The 16,019-nt window shown below is 63.5% G+C and carries 15 protein-coding genes; 11 read left to right on the top strand and 4 right to left on the bottom strand.

Annotated features, from left to right (window positions below; genetic code table 11):
* Nucleotides 1-66 precede the first annotated feature (66 nt).
* The 11 genes from KUL25_RS00860 (at nucleotide 67) to KUL25_RS00810 (ending at nucleotide 12,084) form a co-directional block, all read left to right on the top strand.
* Entirely contained in the window at nucleotides 67-2,856 is a 2,790-nt protein-coding gene (locus tag KUL25_RS00860) for a molybdopterin oxidoreductase family protein (RefSeq protein WP_257891191.1), read from the top strand.
* 136 nt (nucleotides 2,857-2,992) lie between these two features.
* On the top strand, nucleotides 2,993-3,787 hold the full coding sequence (locus KUL25_RS00855) for a 4Fe-4S dicluster domain-containing protein (protein WP_257891190.1): 795 nt from the start codon (nucleotides 2,993-2,995) through the stop codon (nucleotides 3,785-3,787).
* Between the two features lie 3 nt (nucleotides 3,788-3,790).
* Nucleotides 3,791-4,663, top strand: coding sequence for a dimethyl sulfoxide reductase anchor subunit family protein (locus KUL25_RS00850; RefSeq protein WP_257891189.1), 873 nt, complete (start codon nucleotides 3,791-3,793; stop codon nucleotides 4,661-4,663).
* Nucleotides 4,664-4,717: 54 nt separating this feature from the next.
* A complete protein-coding gene (locus KUL25_RS00845) occupies nucleotides 4,718-5,263 on the top strand; it encodes a YdeI/OmpD-associated family protein (protein ID WP_257891188.1) in 546 nt (181 codons plus the stop codon).
* 97 nt (nucleotides 5,264-5,360) lie between these two features.
* Nucleotides 5,361-6,716 (top strand): homogentisate 1,2-dioxygenase, encoded by a 1,356-nt coding sequence (gene hmgA / locus KUL25_RS00840; protein WP_257891187.1) that lies wholly within the window; start codon nucleotides 5,361-5,363, stop codon nucleotides 6,714-6,716.
* Nucleotides 6,717-6,770: 54 nt separating this feature from the next.
* Nucleotides 6,771-7,124 carry a DUF1428 domain-containing protein gene (locus tag KUL25_RS00835; RefSeq protein WP_257891186.1) on the top strand — a complete coding sequence of 118 codons (354 nt, stop codon included), beginning with the start codon at nucleotides 6,771-6,773 and terminating at the stop codon, nucleotides 7,122-7,124.
* Complete coding sequence (gene maiA / locus KUL25_RS00830) at nucleotides 7,121-7,783, top strand: maleylacetoacetate isomerase (protein ID WP_257891185.1); 663 nt, start codon at nucleotides 7,121-7,123, stop codon at nucleotides 7,781-7,783. Before KUL25_RS00835 ends, maiA begins: the two co-directional genes overlap by 4 nt.
* 73 nt (nucleotides 7,784-7,856) lie before the next feature.
* Complete coding sequence (gene fahA / locus KUL25_RS00825) at nucleotides 7,857-9,107, top strand: fumarylacetoacetase (protein WP_257891184.1); 1,251 nt, start codon at nucleotides 7,857-7,859, stop codon at nucleotides 9,105-9,107.
* 111 nt (nucleotides 9,108-9,218) lie between these two features.
* Nucleotides 9,219-10,169, top strand: a complete 951-nt coding sequence (locus KUL25_RS00820; protein WP_257891183.1) for an MBL fold metallo-hydrolase — start codon at nucleotides 9,219-9,221, stop codon at nucleotides 10,167-10,169.
* 92 nt (nucleotides 10,170-10,261) lie between these two features.
* The gene (locus KUL25_RS00815) at nucleotides 10,262-11,899 is read left to right on the top strand and encodes an FAD-dependent oxidoreductase (protein ID WP_257891182.1); all 1,638 of its coding nucleotides are present in this window, start codon (nucleotides 10,262-10,264) and stop codon (nucleotides 11,897-11,899) included.
* Entirely contained in the window at nucleotides 11,896-12,084 is a 189-nt protein-coding gene (locus KUL25_RS00810) for a DUF2783 domain-containing protein (protein WP_257891181.1), read from the top strand. Before KUL25_RS00815 ends, KUL25_RS00810 begins: the two co-directional genes overlap by 4 nt.
* A 52-nt stretch (nucleotides 12,085-12,136) precedes the next feature.
* On the opposite strand, the gene iolB is transcribed toward KUL25_RS00810, so the two are convergent.
* Genes iolB through KUL25_RS00790 form a run of 4 tightly spaced genes read right to left on the bottom strand, consistent with a single transcriptional unit; the run spans nucleotide 12,137 to nucleotide 16,012 of the window.
* Complete coding sequence (gene iolB, locus KUL25_RS00805; protein WP_257891180.1) at nucleotides 12,137-12,910, bottom strand: 5-deoxy-glucuronate isomerase; 774 nt, start codon at nucleotides 12,908-12,910, stop codon at nucleotides 12,137-12,139.
* Nucleotides 12,907-14,082: a phytanoyl-CoA dioxygenase family protein gene (locus KUL25_RS00800; protein WP_257891179.1), complete on the bottom strand. Its 1,176-nt coding sequence runs from the start codon at nucleotides 14,080-14,082 to the stop codon at nucleotides 12,907-12,909. The genes iolB and KUL25_RS00800 overlap by 4 nt, the downstream gene beginning before the upstream one ends.
* Entirely contained in the window at nucleotides 14,082-14,882 is an 801-nt protein-coding gene (locus KUL25_RS00795; protein WP_257891178.1) for an ATP-binding cassette domain-containing protein, read from the bottom strand. The genes KUL25_RS00800 and KUL25_RS00795 overlap by 1 nt, the downstream gene beginning before the upstream one ends.
* The gene (locus tag KUL25_RS00790) at nucleotides 14,882-16,012 is read right to left on the bottom strand and encodes an ABC transporter permease (RefSeq protein ID WP_257891177.1); all 1,131 of its coding nucleotides are present in this window, start codon (nucleotides 16,010-16,012) and stop codon (nucleotides 14,882-14,884) included. The genes KUL25_RS00795 and KUL25_RS00790 overlap by 1 nt, the downstream gene beginning before the upstream one ends.
* Nucleotides 16,013-16,019: the final 7 nt, after the last annotated feature.

Below are 16,019 nucleotides of genomic sequence, written 5' to 3'. Positions count from 1 at the left end.
ATATGGCTCAAGACGGCATGCGCGAATAAAGCGGATGCACTAATGTCTTTGGAGGGGACGACACCCATGGCACAACCCGAACTGGACCTGTCCCCGAAAGTCTCGGACGAAATCCGCAAAACCACCTGCTACATGTGCGCTTGCCGCTGCGGGATCAACGTGCATATGAAGGACGATAAGGTCGCCTATATCGAGGGCAACCGTGACCATCCGGTCAACAAGGGCGTCCTCTGCGCCAAGGGCTCGGCCGGGATCATGCAGGTCAACGCGCCCTCGCGGCTGAAAGCGCCCTTGAAGCGGGTCGGTCCTCGCGGCTCGGGCGAGTTCGAGGAGATTTCCTGGGACGAGGCCTATGGAATCGCTGAAGGCTGGCTGCGCCCGATCCGCGAAGAAGCCCCGGAAAAACTGGCGTTTTTCACCGGGCGCGACCAGTCGCAAAGCTTCACGTCTTTCTGGGCGCAGAACTTCGGCACGCCCAACTATGCCGCCCACGGCGGCTTTTGCTCAGTCAATATGGCGGCGGCGGGCATCTACACCATGGGCGGGGCGTTCTGGGAATTCGGCCAGCCCGATTGGGACCACACCAAGCTGTTCATGCTATTCGGCGTGGCCGAGGATCACGACAGCAACCCGATCAAGATGGGTCTGGGAAAGATCAAAGCACGTGGTGCCAAGGTGATCGGCGTTAACCCCATTCGCAGCGGGTATAACGCCGTGGCTGACGAATGGGTCGGCATCACGCCGGGCACGGACGGGCTGTTCATCCTGGCGCTAGTTCATTGCCTGATGAAGGCCGGCAAGATCGACCTCGACTACCTCGCGCGCTGGACCAACGCGCCGGTGCTGGTGGACAAGGACACCGGCCTGCTGTTGCGTGACAAGGACGGCAAGGAACTGGTGATTGATCGCAAGACCGGTAAGCCCACAGCGTTCGACAAGAACGGCGTGCAGCCCGACCTTGCCGCCACGCACAAGGACGGCCACAAGCCCGTCCTCCACCACATGGCCGAACGCTACATGTCCGACGACTACGCCCCCGAGGCCGTGGCCGAGCGCACCGGGGTCGAGGCCAGCCGCATCCGCGCCATCGCCGCCGAACTGGCGCGCGTGGCGTTCGAGGAGTCGTTCGAACTGCCCATCGAGTGGACGGACTTCCGGGGTGAAAAGCACACCTCCATGACCGCGCGCCCCGTCTCCATGCACGCCATGCGCGGGATCTCGGCCCACGCCAACGGCTTCCAGACTTGCCGCGCGCTGCATGTCCTCCAGATCATGCTTGGCACGGTGGAAGCCCCCGGCGGCTTCCGCTTCAAGCCGCCCTACCCCAAGCCCTCCAAGATCCACCCCAAGCCGCACTGCAAGGTCACCCCCGGCGCGCCGCTCGACGGCCCGCACCTAGGGTTCGTGCACGGCCCCGAGGATCTGGCTCTGAAAGAAGACGGCACCCCCGCCCGCATCGACAAGGCCTTCACGTGGGAAAACCCCATGTCCGCGCACGGGCTGATGCACATGGTGATCTCCAACGCCCATGCGGGCGATCCCTACAAGATCGACACGCTGTTCATGTACATGGCCAACATGTCGTGGAACTCGTCGATGAACACCGGCGGCGTGATGCAGATGCTGACCGACAAGACCCCTGACGGCGCATACGTCATCCCGCACATCATCTATTCCGATGCCTACAGCTCCGAAATGGTCGCCTACGCCGACCTGATCCTGCCCGATACGACGTACCTTGAGCGGCACGATTGCATCAGCCTGTTGGACCGCCCGATCTGCGAAGCAGGCGGTCTGGCCGACGCCATCCGCTGGCCGGTGATCGCGCCTGACCGCAACGTCAAAGGCTTCCAATCGGCGCTGTGCGATCTTGGCGCGCGGCTGGGTCTGCCGGGCTTCGTGAACGAGGACGGCACCCAGAAATATACCGATTACGGCGACTATATCGTGAACCACGTCCGGAAACCGGGCATCGGCCCGCTGGCCGGGTGGCGGGGCGAGAACGGCGACCAGCATGGCCGGGGCGATCCCAACCCCGATCAGCTGAACAAGTATATCGAGAACGGCGGTTTCTTCCACGCTGACGTGCCCGAGGGCGCGACATACATGAAACCGTGGAACAACGCGTACCAGGATTGGGCCGTCGAGATGGGCCTTTACGACGCCCCCCAGCCCTATCTCTTTTCACTTTATGTGGAGCCGATGCAAAAGTTCCGCCGCGCCGCCGAAGGTCATGGCGACATCCAGCCGCCGGAACACCTGCGCGCGCGGGTGGCCGAGAATATGGACCCATTGCCCTTCTGGTCCGACCCGGCCCCCGCCAACCACGTGGACGATTTCCCCATCACCGCTCTGACCCAGCGCCCGATGGCGATGTACCACTCCTGGGGCACGCAAAATGCCTGGCTGCGCCAGCTCCATGGCCACAACCCGCTCTATCTGCCCACAAATCTGATGCGGTCCAACAACCTGCAAGACGGCGACTGGGCCCGCGTCACCTCCCCCCACGGCGAGATCATCGTTCCCGTGATGGAGATGGCCGCGCTCAACGAAAACACCGTCTGGACATGGAACGCCATCGGCAAACGCAAAGGTGCCTGGGCGCTGGACAAAGGCGCGCCCGAGGCCACCAAGGGCTTTCTCCTGAACCACCTCATCCACGAGTTGCTGCCCGCCAAAGGCGACGGCCACCGCTGGATCAACTCGGACCCCATCACGGGCCAGGCCGCGTGGTTCGACCTCAAGGTCCGCATCGGAAAAGCCTCCGCCCAGACGGAATCGCAACCCGCCTTCCCGCCAATCAAATCGCCCGTGGGCACAGGCCCCAAAGACCTCGCATGGAAGGTCGGAAAATGATGACCGCGACCCAACTCCTCTCGCGCACGCCCCTCATTCCCCGTTCCTTAAATATCCCGGGGGGTCTGGGGGGCTGGCCCCCCAGCGCGGTCGCTCACGGCAGTGAGCGAAATACCCCTCAACGCGAGGCCCACACATGACCCAGCTTCCCACCAGCACCGCCAAGAAACTCGGCCTCGTCATCGACCTCGATACCTGCGTCGGCTGCCATGCTTGTGTGATCTCCTGCAAAGGATGGAACACCGAGAACTATGGCGCGCCTTTATCCGACCAGGACCCCTACGGCGCCAACCCGACGGGCACGTTCCTCAACCGCGTCCATTCCTACGAGGTGCAGCCGCTGGCCACCTCCGCGAAACCGCACCCAACCGCGCAAACCATCCACTTCCCCAAGTCCTGCCTCCATTGTGAGGACGCTCCCTGCGTCACCGTCTGCCCCACCGGGGCCAGCTACAAGCGCGAGGAGGACGGCATCGTTTTGGTGAACGAGACCGATTGCATCGGCTGCGGTCTGTGTGCCTGGGCCTGCCCCTATGGCGCGCGCGAACTCGACGCCGACGAAGGCGTGATGAAGAAATGCACCCTCTGCGTCGACCGGATCTATAACGAGAACCTGCCCGAGGTGGACCGGGAACCTGCCTGCGTGCGCACCTGCCCCGCCGGTGCGCGCCACTTCGGCGACTTCGCGGACCCGGACAGCCACGTCAGCCTTCTTGTAAAAGAACGCGGCGGGATCGACCTGATGCCCGAACAGGGCACCAAGCCCGTCAACCAGTACCTGCCGCCCCGCCCCAAGGACGCGCTACCCCAATCTGAAGGGGCCGGGTTCGACATCCTCTCCCCCTACCTGGAGCCCGTTGCGGAAAACCCCGGCGGCTTCATCGGCTGGCTGGACAAGGCGCTCGACAAACTTCCAAGCAAAGGGGCCTGACCCATGCATCCAGCCCCCTCCGTCATCATCTTCACCACGCTCTCGGGCCTGGGCTTCGGCCTCCTGGTCTTTCTCGGCCTCGGCATGCCCGCAACCACGGGCCTGAACGCCTTCATCTTCTTCGCTATCGCCTATGTGCTGGCCGTGGGCGGGCTGCTGGCCTCCACTTTCCACCTCGGCCACCCGGAACGCGCATGGAAGGCCTTCTCGCAATGGCGCTCCTCGTGGCTGTCGCGTGAAGGCATCTGCGCCGTCGCCGCGCTTCTCGTCATGGCGGTTTATGGCGCGGGCCTCGTGTTCTTCTCCACCCAATGGGTCATCTTGGGCTGGGTCGGCGCGCTGTTGTCGCTTGGCACCGTCTTCACCACCTCGATGATTTACGCGCAGATGAAAACCGTCCCACGCTGGCACATGCCCTGGACGCCCGCCTACTTCCTGACCCTATCGCTCGCGGGCGGCGCGCTTATGGCGGGTCAGGTCACGCTGGCCATCGTGATGCTGATCCTGTCGGGCGCGATCACCGTGGCCACATGGATCATCGGCGACAGCCAATTCGCCAAATCCGGCACGGATATGGAGACCGCAACGGGCCTCGGCGCCATAGGTAAAGTCCGCGCGTTCGAGCCACCGCATACCGGCACCAATTACCTGATGCGCGAATTCATCCACGTCGTGGGCCGCAAACACAGCACCAACCTGCGCATCATCGCAGGCCTGCTGGCCTTTGTGCTGCCCATCATCCTGCTGCTGCTGCCGTTCAACCACGTCCTCGCAGCGCTCGCCGTGATCAGCCACATCGCAGGCGTCGCCGTGGCGCGCTGGTTGTTCTTTGCCGAGGCCGAGCATGTGGTGGGGCTGTACTACGGCAAGCGGTGAGCGGTGTCGCAATCCTCGCCATGACTTCAGTCTCCGCAACACTATGTCTGGCGCATGGAAGATATCGACATCGACGGGCCTACCGCCCTTTGGAAATGGCTGGATGCCAATCACACCCGCACCGAGAGCGTGCGGATCGTGACATGGAAAGCCGCGCACCCGGATAAATACGTCAGCCGCGAACAGGTTCTTGATGCGCTCATGGCCTACGGCTGGATCGACGGTCGGCGCTTTACAGTCGACACCCAGCGCACCGCACAGATGATCTCACCCCGTAAAACGCAGGCATGGTCGCAAAGCTACAAGACGCGGGTTGAAGACCTGCGCCGCGAAGGGCGCATGCATCTGGCAGGTGAGGCTGCCGTTGCCGCAGGAAAGGCTTCGGGTCTTTGGGATTTCTTCGATGATGTCGATAAGCTGATCGTGCCGGACGACCTCGCCCTGGCGCTGGATGCCGCACTATGGGAGGCGCTCCCGCCCGCCTACCGGCGCAATGTGCTGCGGTGGATCAAATTGGCGAAAACACCGGCTACACGTCAAAAGCGGATTGATCAGGCTACGACGGCAACACGAACTGGGCAACGCATTCCCCAAATGTAGTCAAGGACGCCCTCCTGTGCATCCGACCGAGCGACACTGCACCGCTTGTTAGTTACAAAAGCAACTGTTATTCCTCCCTCAACCCGGAGGTCTCGCCATGAACGAACAATCCAATCCCCGCCCGATGATCCAGGCCCCCAGCCATCCCGGTCCTCACGAAGGCTACATGCCCGGCTTCGGCAATGACTTCGAGACAGAGGCGCTTCCCGGTGCCCTGCCGCAGGGCATGAACTCGCCCCAGAAGGTCAATTACGGCCTCTATGGAGAGCAGCTTTCCGGCACCGCCTTCACCGATGTGCGGCCCGAGCGGACCTGGTGCTACCGCATCCGCCCCTCCGTCAAGCACTCGCACCGCTATACGAAGATCGACCTGCCCCACTGGAAAAGCGCCCCTTGCGTGGACCCCGATGTGATCTCTCTCGGCCAGTACCGCTGGGACCCGGTGCCGCATCAAGACACACCCCTGACATGGCTGACCGGCATGCGCACCATGACCACGGCGGGCGACGTGAACATGCAGGTCGGCATGGCGACCCACGTCTACCTGGTCACGCAATCCATGCAGGACGAATACTTCTTCTCCGCAGACAGTGAGATGCTTGTAGTCCCGCAAGAAGGCCGCCTGCGCTTCGCCACGGAACTGGGCATCATCGACGTCGAACCTCAGGAAATCGCGATTATCCCGCGCGGCCTCGTCTACCGGGTGGAGGTGCTGGACGGCCCCGCCCGCGGCTTCGTCTGCGAAAACTACGGCCAGAAGTTCGAGCTTCCGGGCCGCGGCCCGATCGGCGCCAACTGCATGGCCAACCCGCGCGACTTCAAGGCCCCCGTGGCCGCTTACGAGGACCGCGAAGTCCCCTCCACCATCACCATCAAGTGGTGCGGCCAGTTCCACACCTCCAAAATCGCTCAATCCCCGCTGGACGTGGTGGCCTGGCACGGCAATTACGCGCCCTACAAATACGACCTGAAAACCTACTGCCCCGTCGGCGCGATCCTGTTCGACCATCCCGATCCGTCGATCTTCACCGTTCTCACCGCGCCCTCTGGCCAGCCGGGCACCGCCAATATCGACTTCGTGCTGTTTCGCGAACGCTGGATGGTGGCCGAGGATACATTCCGCCCGCCCTGGTATCACAAGAACATCATGAGCGAGTTGATGGGCAACATCTACGGCCAATACGACGCCAAACCGAAGGGCTTCGTGCCGGGCGGCATCTCGCTCCACAACATGATGATCCCCCATGGCCCCGATCAACAGGCGTTCGAGGGGGCGTCAAACGCCGACCTGAAGGCCGAGAAGCTCGACAACACAATGTCCTTCATGTTCGAGACCCGCTTTCCCCAACACCTCACCCCCTTCGCCGCGACCGAGGCGCCGCTGCAAGACGACTACATCTACTGTTGGGAGACGCTGGAGAAGAAGTTCGACGGCACGCCGGGGAAGAAGTAGCCTAAGCCCAGACCGGGCCTCAGCTTGGGCCGCCCTCAACAGGATACATCAAAGATGCACATCGACGGCTTTCTCATCCCTGTCAAAACCGCTCGCAAGGACGAATACGTCACTGCGGTCAAACAGATTGCTTCCCTTTACCTCAAACACGGCGCGACCCGCTGTGTCGAAACATGGGGACCAGGCCTTGAACCGGGTAAGCGCACTTCTTTCCCTCGCGCGGTTGAGGCCGCGGCCGATGAGACGGTCGTTTTTTCCTGGATGGAATTCCCCGACGCAGCCACCAGCGCCGCCGCGCATGAGGCCGTCTGGGCCGAGCCTGAGATGGGCGAGGTGATGCAATCCGACCTGGTTGACGGCAAACGCATGGTCTTCGGCGGCTTCGAAATGCTTCTGGACGCCAAATGATCCTCTATTCCTACTGGCGCTCCACCACGTCTTACCGCGTCCGCGCGGCCTTGAACCTCAAGCGCGTTGCCTATTCACAACGCACCGTGGACCTCGTCACAGGCGACCAACGCGCGCCCGATTACGCCGCCTTGAACCCCGGCAAAGGCGTGCCGACCCTGCAACTGGACGACGGCACCATCCTGACACAAAGCCTTGCGATCATCGACTTTCTCGACGCCACCTATCCCGACCCGCCCATGCTCTCGGGCGACCCGGCGGCGCGTGCCAGGCAACTCGCCGTCGCGCTGACAGTGGCCACCGATATCCATCCAGTTAACAACCTGCGGGTCGTGGGCCAGCTGAAATCCCGCTTCAACGCCACGGCAGATGACGCACAAGACTGGATGTGCCACTGGATGGCCGAGGGCTTCGCCGCCATCGAGGACCTGCTGCCCGATACCACTCATGAGCCCGCCTCTGGCGCGACGCAAACCTTCGCCTTCGGCGATACGCCCGACCTCGCAGACCTCTGCATCACCGCGCAGGTCTATAACGCCCACCGCTGGGGCGTTGACCTCACCCCCTACCCCAAGATCGCCCGGATCGAAGCTGCATGCCTCGCCATCCCCGAAATCCAAGCCGCCGCGCCGGAAAACCAACCCGACGCCCCACGCTGACCCGTCCCTTCATCTTGCCCGATACAACTCGCCCCGCAGGGCCGACCTGTCCCACGCAAACCGAAAGCCACCCATGTCCGACCTGATCCAAAGCTGGCTCCCCTCCGCCAACACCCCCGAGGCCGAGTTTCCCCTCAACAACCTGCCCTACGGCGTCTTTTCCGTGGACGACGGCGACCTGCGGTGTGGCGTGGCCATCGGCGACCGCATCGTGGATGTGACGGGGCTGGAGGCCGCGGGCCACCTGCGCGCCGACCCCGACGCCGACGTGCTCGACGCGCCATTCTGGAACGATTTCATGGAGTTGGGTCCCGATGTTTGGCACGCCTACCGCCTGGCCCTGACCGCGATCCTCGCCCAAGACGCCAGCGAAGAGGTTCAGGACCTCATCACCACCTTTTCCGTCCCAATGGCACAGGCCACGCTGCATATGCCCTTCAAGGTCGCGGAATACACAGACTTCTACGCCGGGCGACACCACGCCACCAACGTCGGCACCATGTTCCGGGGCGCGGAAAACGCGCTGCCCCCGAACTGGCTGCACATGCCCATTGGCTACAACGGCCGCGCGTCGTCCGTCGTGGTCTCTGGCACCGACATCCGCCGCCCTTGGGGCCAACTCAAAGCCCCCGACGCCGACACCCCTACCTTCGCCCCCTCTCGCCGCTTCGACATCGAACTGGAACTGGGCGCCATCGTCGGGACGCCCTCGGATGGCCCCCTGACCGTCGACCAAGCCGATGCCAATATCTTCGGCTACGTCCTGCTCAACGACTGGTCTGCACGCGATATCCAGGCCTGGGAATACCAACCCCTCGGCCCGTTCCAGGCCAAAGCGACAGCCACCACGATCAGCCCCTGGATCGTGACTGCCGCCGCCCTCAAACCCTTCCGCACCGCGACCCCACCGCGTGAAGTGCCCCTTCTTCCGCACCTCGCGGACACCACGCCGATGAACCATGACATCTCCCTGCGCGTAAGCCTGAACGGCGAAGACATCGCCCACACCAACGCCAACGAACTCTACTATTCCTCCGCCCAGCAACTGGCCCACCATGCCACCGCAGGCTCTCCGATGCGCACCGGCGACCTGCTTGGCACCGGCACCATCTCCGGCCCCGAAAGACAAAACCGCGGCTCGCTGCTGGAACTCTCCTGGGGCGGCAAAGAGCCTCTCGAAACTCAATCCGGCCCTCGCACCTTCATCGAGGATGGCGACACCCTCGCGCTGCACGGTGCCGCCAAGGGTGACGGCTACCAGATCGGCTTCGGCCCTTGTGTCGGAAAAGTCCTGCCCGCCCTCGATGATCCCTTCCAGACCTGACCCCTTCCCCGTTCTTCAAATATCCCAGCCCATTGCCGGAAGGCGGGTCCCCCGCCGATAGGGGCGGCTCCCTCCCCCGGCCCCAAGCACAACCCTTAAAGGAAAAGTCCCATGGCCAAAGCCTTCGCATCCCAAGGCGACATGACCGAGAAAACCATCACCTTCGATGAAATCGGCGACGGCCTCTATGCCTTCACCGCCGAGGGCGATCCCAACTCCGGCGTCATCATCGGCGACGACAGCGTCATGATCGTAGAGGCGCAGGCCACGCCCCGCCTCGCACAGAAAGTCATCGATTGCGTCCGTACCGTGACCGACAAGCCGATCAGCCACCTCGTCCTCACCCACTACCACGCCGTCCGCGTTCTCGGCGCCTCCGCCTATGACGCCGACCAGATCATCATGTCTGATGTCGCGCGCTCCATGGTGGTCGAACGCGGGCAGGAAGATTGGGACAGCGAATTCCAACGCTTCCCCCGCCTGTTCGAAGGCCACGAAAGCATCCCCGGCCTCACCTACCCCACAACAACCTTCTCAGATGCCATGACCGTCTACCTCGGCTCCCGCCGCGTCGATATCTCCCACATCGGCCGCGCCCACACCGCAGGCGACGCCGTCATTCACGTGCCTGATGCCAACGTTCTCTTCACCGGCGACATCGTCGAGGATCACTCCGCCTGCTACTGCGGCGACGGCCACTTCGCCGACTGGGGCAACACCCTTGACAACATCGCCGCTTTCCAACCCGACGCCATCGCACCCGGTCGTGGCGGCGCGCTGATCGGGTCCGAGGCGACGACCCGCGCCATCGCCTCCACCCGCGATTTCGTCAACTCCACCTACGCCCCCGCCGCCCGCGTCGCGGCGAAAAACGGCACCCTGAAAGACGCCTGGGACGCCGTCCGCGAGGCCTGCGACCCCAAATTCGCCGATTACGCAATCTACGAGCACTGCCTGCCGTTCAACGTCGCCCGCGCCTACGACGAGGCCCGCGGCATAACCCACCCCCGCATCTGGACCGACAAACGCGACCTGGAGATGTGGGAGCAATTGCAGGGCTGACCCCAACCGGAAACCAGGTTAGCGCTCCAGCGGCGAGCTTCCCGGTTTACCCAAAAAGAAATCCGCCCCAACCCCTTCAGTCGGAGATCCCCATGGTCGGAGCCACCTACGCCCTCGCCCACAAACTCTACCCCTACGCGCCCGTCCCTGACCAACGGCGCACGGCCCACCACCCCGTCATCATCATCGGCGGCGGCCCCATCGGCGTGGCAACCGGCCTCGACCTGGCGCAAAAAGGCACGCCTGCGCTGATCCTCGATGATCACGACGGCGTCGGCCAAGGCTCACGTGCCATCTGTTTCGCCAAGCGCACGCTGGAAATCGCCGACCGCCTCGGCGCGGGCGCCCCCATGCGCGACAAGGGCGTGGTCTGGAACGTCGGTCGCGTGTTCCACGGCGCGCATGAAATTTACGATTTTAACCTCCTGCCAGAGGACGGCCACCGCAACCCAGCCTTCATCAACCTGCAACAACCCTACTTCGAGAAATTCCTTGTCGATGCCCTGCGCAATGCACAGTCAAAATCACAACCCATTGAAATCAGGGGCAGAAATCAGGTGCTCAAGCTTGAGCAGGACGCGGATCGCGTCACCCTGACCATCGACACGCCCGACGGGCCATACACGGCCACGGCGGACTACGTCATCGCCTGCGACGGCGCCCGCTCCCCCACCCGTGACATGATGGGCCTCGATTTCAAAGGCCGCGTGTTCGAAGATAATTTCCTCATCGCCGACGTCAAAATGACCGCCCCCTTCCCGACCGAGCGCTGGTTCTGGTTCGAGCCCCCTCTGTCGAACGCGCCCCAATCCGCCCTCCTTCACAAACAACCCGATGACGTCTGGCGCATCGATTTCCAGCTTGGCTGGGACATCGACCGAGCGGCGGAACTCTCGGAAGAAAAGATCCGCAACCGCATCGACGAATTCCTGCCCGCAGGCACGCAGTACGATCTGGTCTGGACCTCGATCTACACCTTCCAGTGCCGCCGGATGGAGCGTTTCCGCCACGGGCGCGTGATCTTTGCCGGTGACGCCGCCCATCAGGTCTCTCCTTTCGGGGCGCGTGGGGCCAATTCGGGCATGCAAGACGCCGACAACCTCGCGTGGAAACTGGATCTCGTCCTGAAGGGTCAGGCCCCCGAGGCGCTGCTGGACAGCTACCACGAGGAACGCGCTTACGGCGCCGATGAGAACATCCTCAACTCCACCCGCGCCACGGATTTCCTGACGCCGAAAACCGAGATGTCGAAGATCTTCCGCAACGCCGTGCTCACGCTGGCGAAGGACCACGCTTTTGCCCGGCCGATGGTGAATTCGGGCAGACTCTCGGTGCCTTGCACCTACGACGGCCTGTCCCTCAACACCCCCGATGCGCTGCCCCATGGGCCCGCCTGCACCCGCCCCGGCAGCCCCTGCCCCGATGCGCCGTTGCATACCGCAGGCTCCCTCGGTGAAACCCACCTCTTGGACCTTCTGAACGCTGGATTCACTCTGCTGGCGCTCAACACCGACGCCCCCAATACCGGCCTGCGCATAGATGGGATCAGCCTCAACACCATCCGCCTATCCGGCCCGGCCATTACCCCGGAGATACGCGACCGCTACCTGGGCGACGCGCCCCATGCGCTCTACCTGATCCGCCCGGACCAACACGTCGCCGCCCGCTGGGACACCGCCACGCCCGCGCAGATCACCTCCGCCCTCAAAACCGCAACGGCCCAGACATGACGCTGAACACGCTACCCAACATCCCCGACCCCGATGGCTTCTATGATGAGCTTCTTGCCGCCCACGAGGGCCTGTCGAAAGAGCAATCCGACGCGCTGAACGCCCGCCTGATACTGATCCTCGCCAATCATATCGGCGACCGCGCCACCCTGCGCGCGGCGCTTGACGCCGCCCGCGCCACCTAGCGCCCAAATTCCTTGCAAGGGTTTGCACAGATCCTTGCAAGGATCTGGCCGCTTACATCAGATGTTCATAATCCAGATGCGCAGCAAAGCGCCACTTGCGCAGCGGTCCCGCCATGACGTTCAGGTAGTACATCTCCACCCCGTAGGGCGCGCCGCAGGGGTGGTGACCACGCGGCACCAGCACCACGTCGCCGTCGGCCACCGCCATCGTTTCATCCAACGTGCCGTCCTCGGTGAACACCCGCTGGATGCCGAACCCCTTGGCCGGGTTCAGGCGATGATAATAGGTCTCTTCCAGATGCGTGATCCGGGGATAGTCGTCTTCATCGTGACGGTGCGGCGGATAGCTGGACCAATGGCCTGCGGGCGTGAACACTTCGGTGACCAACAGGCTGTCGGCCACGTCGCGGCCCTCCATGGCGATATTGTGAATATGGCGCAGGTTCGTGCCTTCGCCCCGGTCCTCCATTACGATTCCCTCCGGCCCCAGGGCCTGCGCGGGTCGCGCTCCGTCACCAGGAGCGGAACACACCGCCAGCACACAGTCGCTCAGCGCCTCCACACGCCAGGGGCCCGGCATGTAGGCGCAGGCTGGCGGGGACTTTTCCCAGACAGACATTCGCTGGCCCATCTCGCCCAATCCATCCACGCGCACCCGGCCTTCCACGACCACAAGGATCACCTCGCGGCTCGCCTCGCCCCCCGATGCAACCTCACCCGGCGCCAGCTTCCACAGATCGAACCCCACATAGGTCCAGCCCGCGCTTTCCGGCGTGATCGCGTGGACCTTTCCGTGCGCCCCATCGGGTTTGCGTAACAATGTCATCCGGCTCTCCTTGCTGCCAATTCGGTCAGGGCCACCTCGAACGCCTCCGGGACCATGCCCTCTTTCAGCGCCCGGCGGAAAAGAAGCAGCATGCTTTCCGGTGCCAGCCCCCCGTTGGGCGGATCACTATCGAGATGCGTGGGAAACGCATAGCCCTCGGCCGCGGCATTGATCGCGGCATCCATGCCCCCCGGCGCGAACTGGCCCGTCACCGAAAGCCGTTGCACCACGGGGTAGAGCATCCGGCACATCGCATCCCGGTCCACCATCTCCATCGCGCGGCCCATGCACGACGAGACCTGAAACAGGTTCACCATGCGCTGCACATCTTGCGTACGGTTCGCACCGGCCCCGTGGAACAGCGCCGGGTTGAAGAAAATCAGATCGCCCTTGGCCAGGGGAAGCTGCACATGGCGGTCCTCGAAAATCTGCCGGAACGGCGTCCGGTGAAACGCCAGGTAGCCGGGCAGGAACGCCTGCGAAAACGGCAACAGCTTCGTGGGCCCCGCCGCCACGGGCACCTCGCCATGGGCGACGCCGCCTTGCAACGTCAACATCGGTGACAGCGCGTGGGCATGGGGCGGGAATGTGCCCGCGTGCCCCTCCGACATGAAGCCCAGATGATAATCGCGATGTGCCGTCTGCGCCGCCCCCCCGGGCCGCACCACGTTGACCTGCGCGGTCATCTGATACCACGGGCCGAGCCATGCTTCCGACACCGCGTCGATGGCGGCGCAGCCGTGGTAACGGGCGAATACCTCCGGGTCCGCGCGACACAGCTTTTCCAGCGCGTTCCAGATCCTTGCGTTATGTCCCGCCTTGGCAAAGTGATCGCCGCCGCCCATTTCGGCTTCGGCCTCCTCCGTGATGATCCGCTCGAAAATGGCCGTGGCCGCGTCGATCACGCTCGGGTCGCGGTAGGAGTTTTCGATCTTCAGCACGCCCGGACCGTCCCGCAGGACCCACATCCACTCTGCCATCAAAGCCCAGCGCGCGGATTGGTTGAGCACGCCGCCGTCCGCTGCCCCTGCCTGCACATCATAGACCGGAACATTGGCCTCGATCCGGGCCGCGTGGGGCACCTGCGCGGGGGCAAGGCGTTGGCCCACCAGCGCCAGGAACGCCTCGGCCGAGACGTCGGCCTCAGAAAACCAATGCCCGCCCGGCGTCATCAGACTGTCCCACCCAGTGAGCCTTCCAACTGCGCCATCTCCTGACCTCCGGCCATAAGGTCCTGCAACTCTTCCGGGGTGATCTCTCCGCGCGCGGCGGTGCCTAGCGTCTTGCCCCGGTTCAGCACCGTGAAACGGTCACCGACCGCCATCGCGTGGCGCACGTTGTGGGTGATGAACACGACCCCGATGCCTGCCTTGCGAACCCTGTCCACCGTCGCCAGAACGTTCGCCGTCTGGCGCACACCCAGCGCCGATGTCGGCTCGTCCAGGATCAGCACCTTGGCGCCGAAATAGACGGCGCGGGCAATGGCGACCGTCTGCCGCTCTCCGCCCGAAAGGGTGCCCACGGCCTGATCCGGCGAGCGCAGGTTGATCCCCATCTTCTTCATCTCGGACATGGTCGTCGAATTGGCCCTGTCGAAATCGATCATGCCAAAGCGCTTCACCGGCTCCCGGCCCATCCAGAAGTTGCGCGTCACACTCATCAGCGGGATCATCGCCAGATCCTGGTACACCGTGGCAATCCCCGCTTCCATGCTGTCACGAGGAGAGTTGAAGTTCATCTCCTGCCCCTCGAACAGGATCTGGCCCGCCGTGGGTTTGTGCACCCCCGACATCGTCTTGATGAACGTCGATTTACCCGCACCGTTGTCGCCCAGAAGGCAGTGGCATTCCCCCGCTTTCACGTCAAAGCTTACGCCGCTCAGCGCGATCACCGGGCCGAAATGCTTCTCGATATCGACCATTTTGACGATGGGCTCAGCGCTCATCTCGGCCTCGTGATGGAACGTAGTCATCAGCGCTCTCCCGTGATGATGCGGCGGACGTAGGTGTTCAGGATCACCGCGAACAGCAGGATCATTCCCAGGAACACCCGGAACAGCGAATTCTCGACCCCGGCAAAGAACAGGCCCTGCTGAACAACACCGAAGATGACCGCCCCCAGCGCCGCGCCCACGACAGAGCCATAGCCCCCCGTCAACAATGCGCCGCCGATGACGACCGCGATGATCGCCTCGAATTCCTTCAGGATGCCCCGGTCCGCCGCGGCAGTGCCGAATTCGAACACTTGGCAGCAAGCGAAAACGGTCGAACAGAACGCCGTCATCATGAACATCAGGATCTTCACCCGATCTACCGGCACGCCCACATAGCGGGCCGCCTGCGCATCGCCGCCAGCGGCGAAAATCCAGTTGCCGAAGCGGGTGCGCGTCAGGATTGTGTGGCCGATAATCACCAGCACGATGGCCCAGACGATCAGCATCGGAATGCCTGTCACCACGGGCTCCCCCTCGCGGGTGCCACGCTGGAAGGTGTCCACAAGGCCGATATCGGCCAGCCAGATGAAGAGCCACTGCATGATGTCGACGTAGAAGATGGAGGCCAACCAGTCGCCTTGGGCTGCCTCTTCGATGCCGCCGATGATCGTGCGGGATTCCACAGTTTGTGGGATGAAGATGGTGAAGCCGCGCAGGATGAACAGGAACGCCAGCGTGACGATGAAACTCGGCAGGCCGGTGCGCACCACGATCAACCCGTTGATCGCCCCGATCGCGATACAGATCGCGAAGGTGATCAGGATCGCCACCCACATCGGCAGGCCCCAGACCACCCCGAACATGGCAATGGAGATGCCCGCGAAACCGATCATCGAGCCGACGCTCAGGTCAAATTCGCCTGCGACCATCAACATGCAGGCACCCACGGCAATGATCATGAACTGCGCGCTGACCTGGCTCCAGTTCAGGATACCCTGCGCATTGAACATACCGCTATCGCCCGCCAGCACGCCGAAGAAGGCGAAGACGGCGATGATGCCCACGATCCCGCCCAGTTCCGGCCGGATCAGCCATTTGCGAAAGCCGCCCTGGTCCTTGATGCGCTCGTCATCGGGGCCGCCTGCGGCCACTGGTTCCGTATCACTCATTCGCCTG

Source organism: Gymnodinialimonas phycosphaerae (assembly GCF_019195455.1).
In the GTDB taxonomy this organism is placed as follows: domain Bacteria; phylum Pseudomonadota; class Alphaproteobacteria; order Rhodobacterales; family Rhodobacteraceae; genus Gymnodinialimonas; species Gymnodinialimonas phycosphaerae.
Note: the sequence above shows the minus strand (reverse complement) of the source record. Positions and strands in the feature narration are given on the sequence as shown.

Coding starts and splice junctions, on each gene's coding strand:
- iolB (WP_257891180.1), bottom strand. CDS start 12,910: ATGACATTGTTACGCAAACCCGATGGGGCGCACGGAAAGGTCCACGCG.
- KUL25_RS00815 (WP_257891182.1), top strand. CDS start 10,262: ATGGTCGGAGCCACCTACGCCCTCGCCCACAAACTCTACCCCTACGCG.
- KUL25_RS00860 (WP_257891191.1), top strand. CDS start 67: ATGGCACAACCCGAACTGGACCTGTCCCCGAAAGTCTCGGACGAAATC.
- KUL25_RS00810 (WP_257891181.1), top strand. CDS start 11,896: ATGACGCTGAACACGCTACCCAACATCCCCGACCCCGATGGCTTCTAT.
- KUL25_RS00845 (WP_257891188.1), top strand. CDS start 4,718: ATGGAAGATATCGACATCGACGGGCCTACCGCCCTTTGGAAATGGCTG.
- KUL25_RS00835 (WP_257891186.1), top strand. CDS start 6,771: ATGCACATCGACGGCTTTCTCATCCCTGTCAAAACCGCTCGCAAGGAC.
- KUL25_RS00820 (WP_257891183.1), top strand. CDS start 9,219: ATGGCCAAAGCCTTCGCATCCCAAGGCGACATGACCGAGAAAACCATC.
- KUL25_RS00790 (WP_257891177.1), bottom strand. CDS start 16,012: ATGAGTGATACGGAACCAGTGGCCGCAGGCGGCCCCGATGACGAGCGC.
- fahA (WP_257891184.1), top strand. CDS start 7,857: ATGTCCGACCTGATCCAAAGCTGGCTCCCCTCCGCCAACACCCCCGAG.
- KUL25_RS00800 (WP_257891179.1), bottom strand. CDS start 14,082: ATGACGCCGGGCGGGCATTGGTTTTCTGAGGCCGACGTCTCGGCCGAG.
- KUL25_RS00795 (WP_257891178.1), bottom strand. CDS start 14,882: ATGACTACGTTCCATCACGAGGCCGAGATGAGCGCTGAGCCCATCGTC.
- hmgA (WP_257891187.1), top strand. CDS start 5,361: ATGAACGAACAATCCAATCCCCGCCCGATGATCCAGGCCCCCAGCCAT.
- maiA (WP_257891185.1), top strand. CDS start 7,121: ATGATCCTCTATTCCTACTGGCGCTCCACCACGTCTTACCGCGTCCGC.
- KUL25_RS00855 (WP_257891190.1), top strand. CDS start 2,993: ATGACCCAGCTTCCCACCAGCACCGCCAAGAAACTCGGCCTCGTCATC.
- KUL25_RS00850 (WP_257891189.1), top strand. CDS start 3,791: ATGCATCCAGCCCCCTCCGTCATCATCTTCACCACGCTCTCGGGCCTG.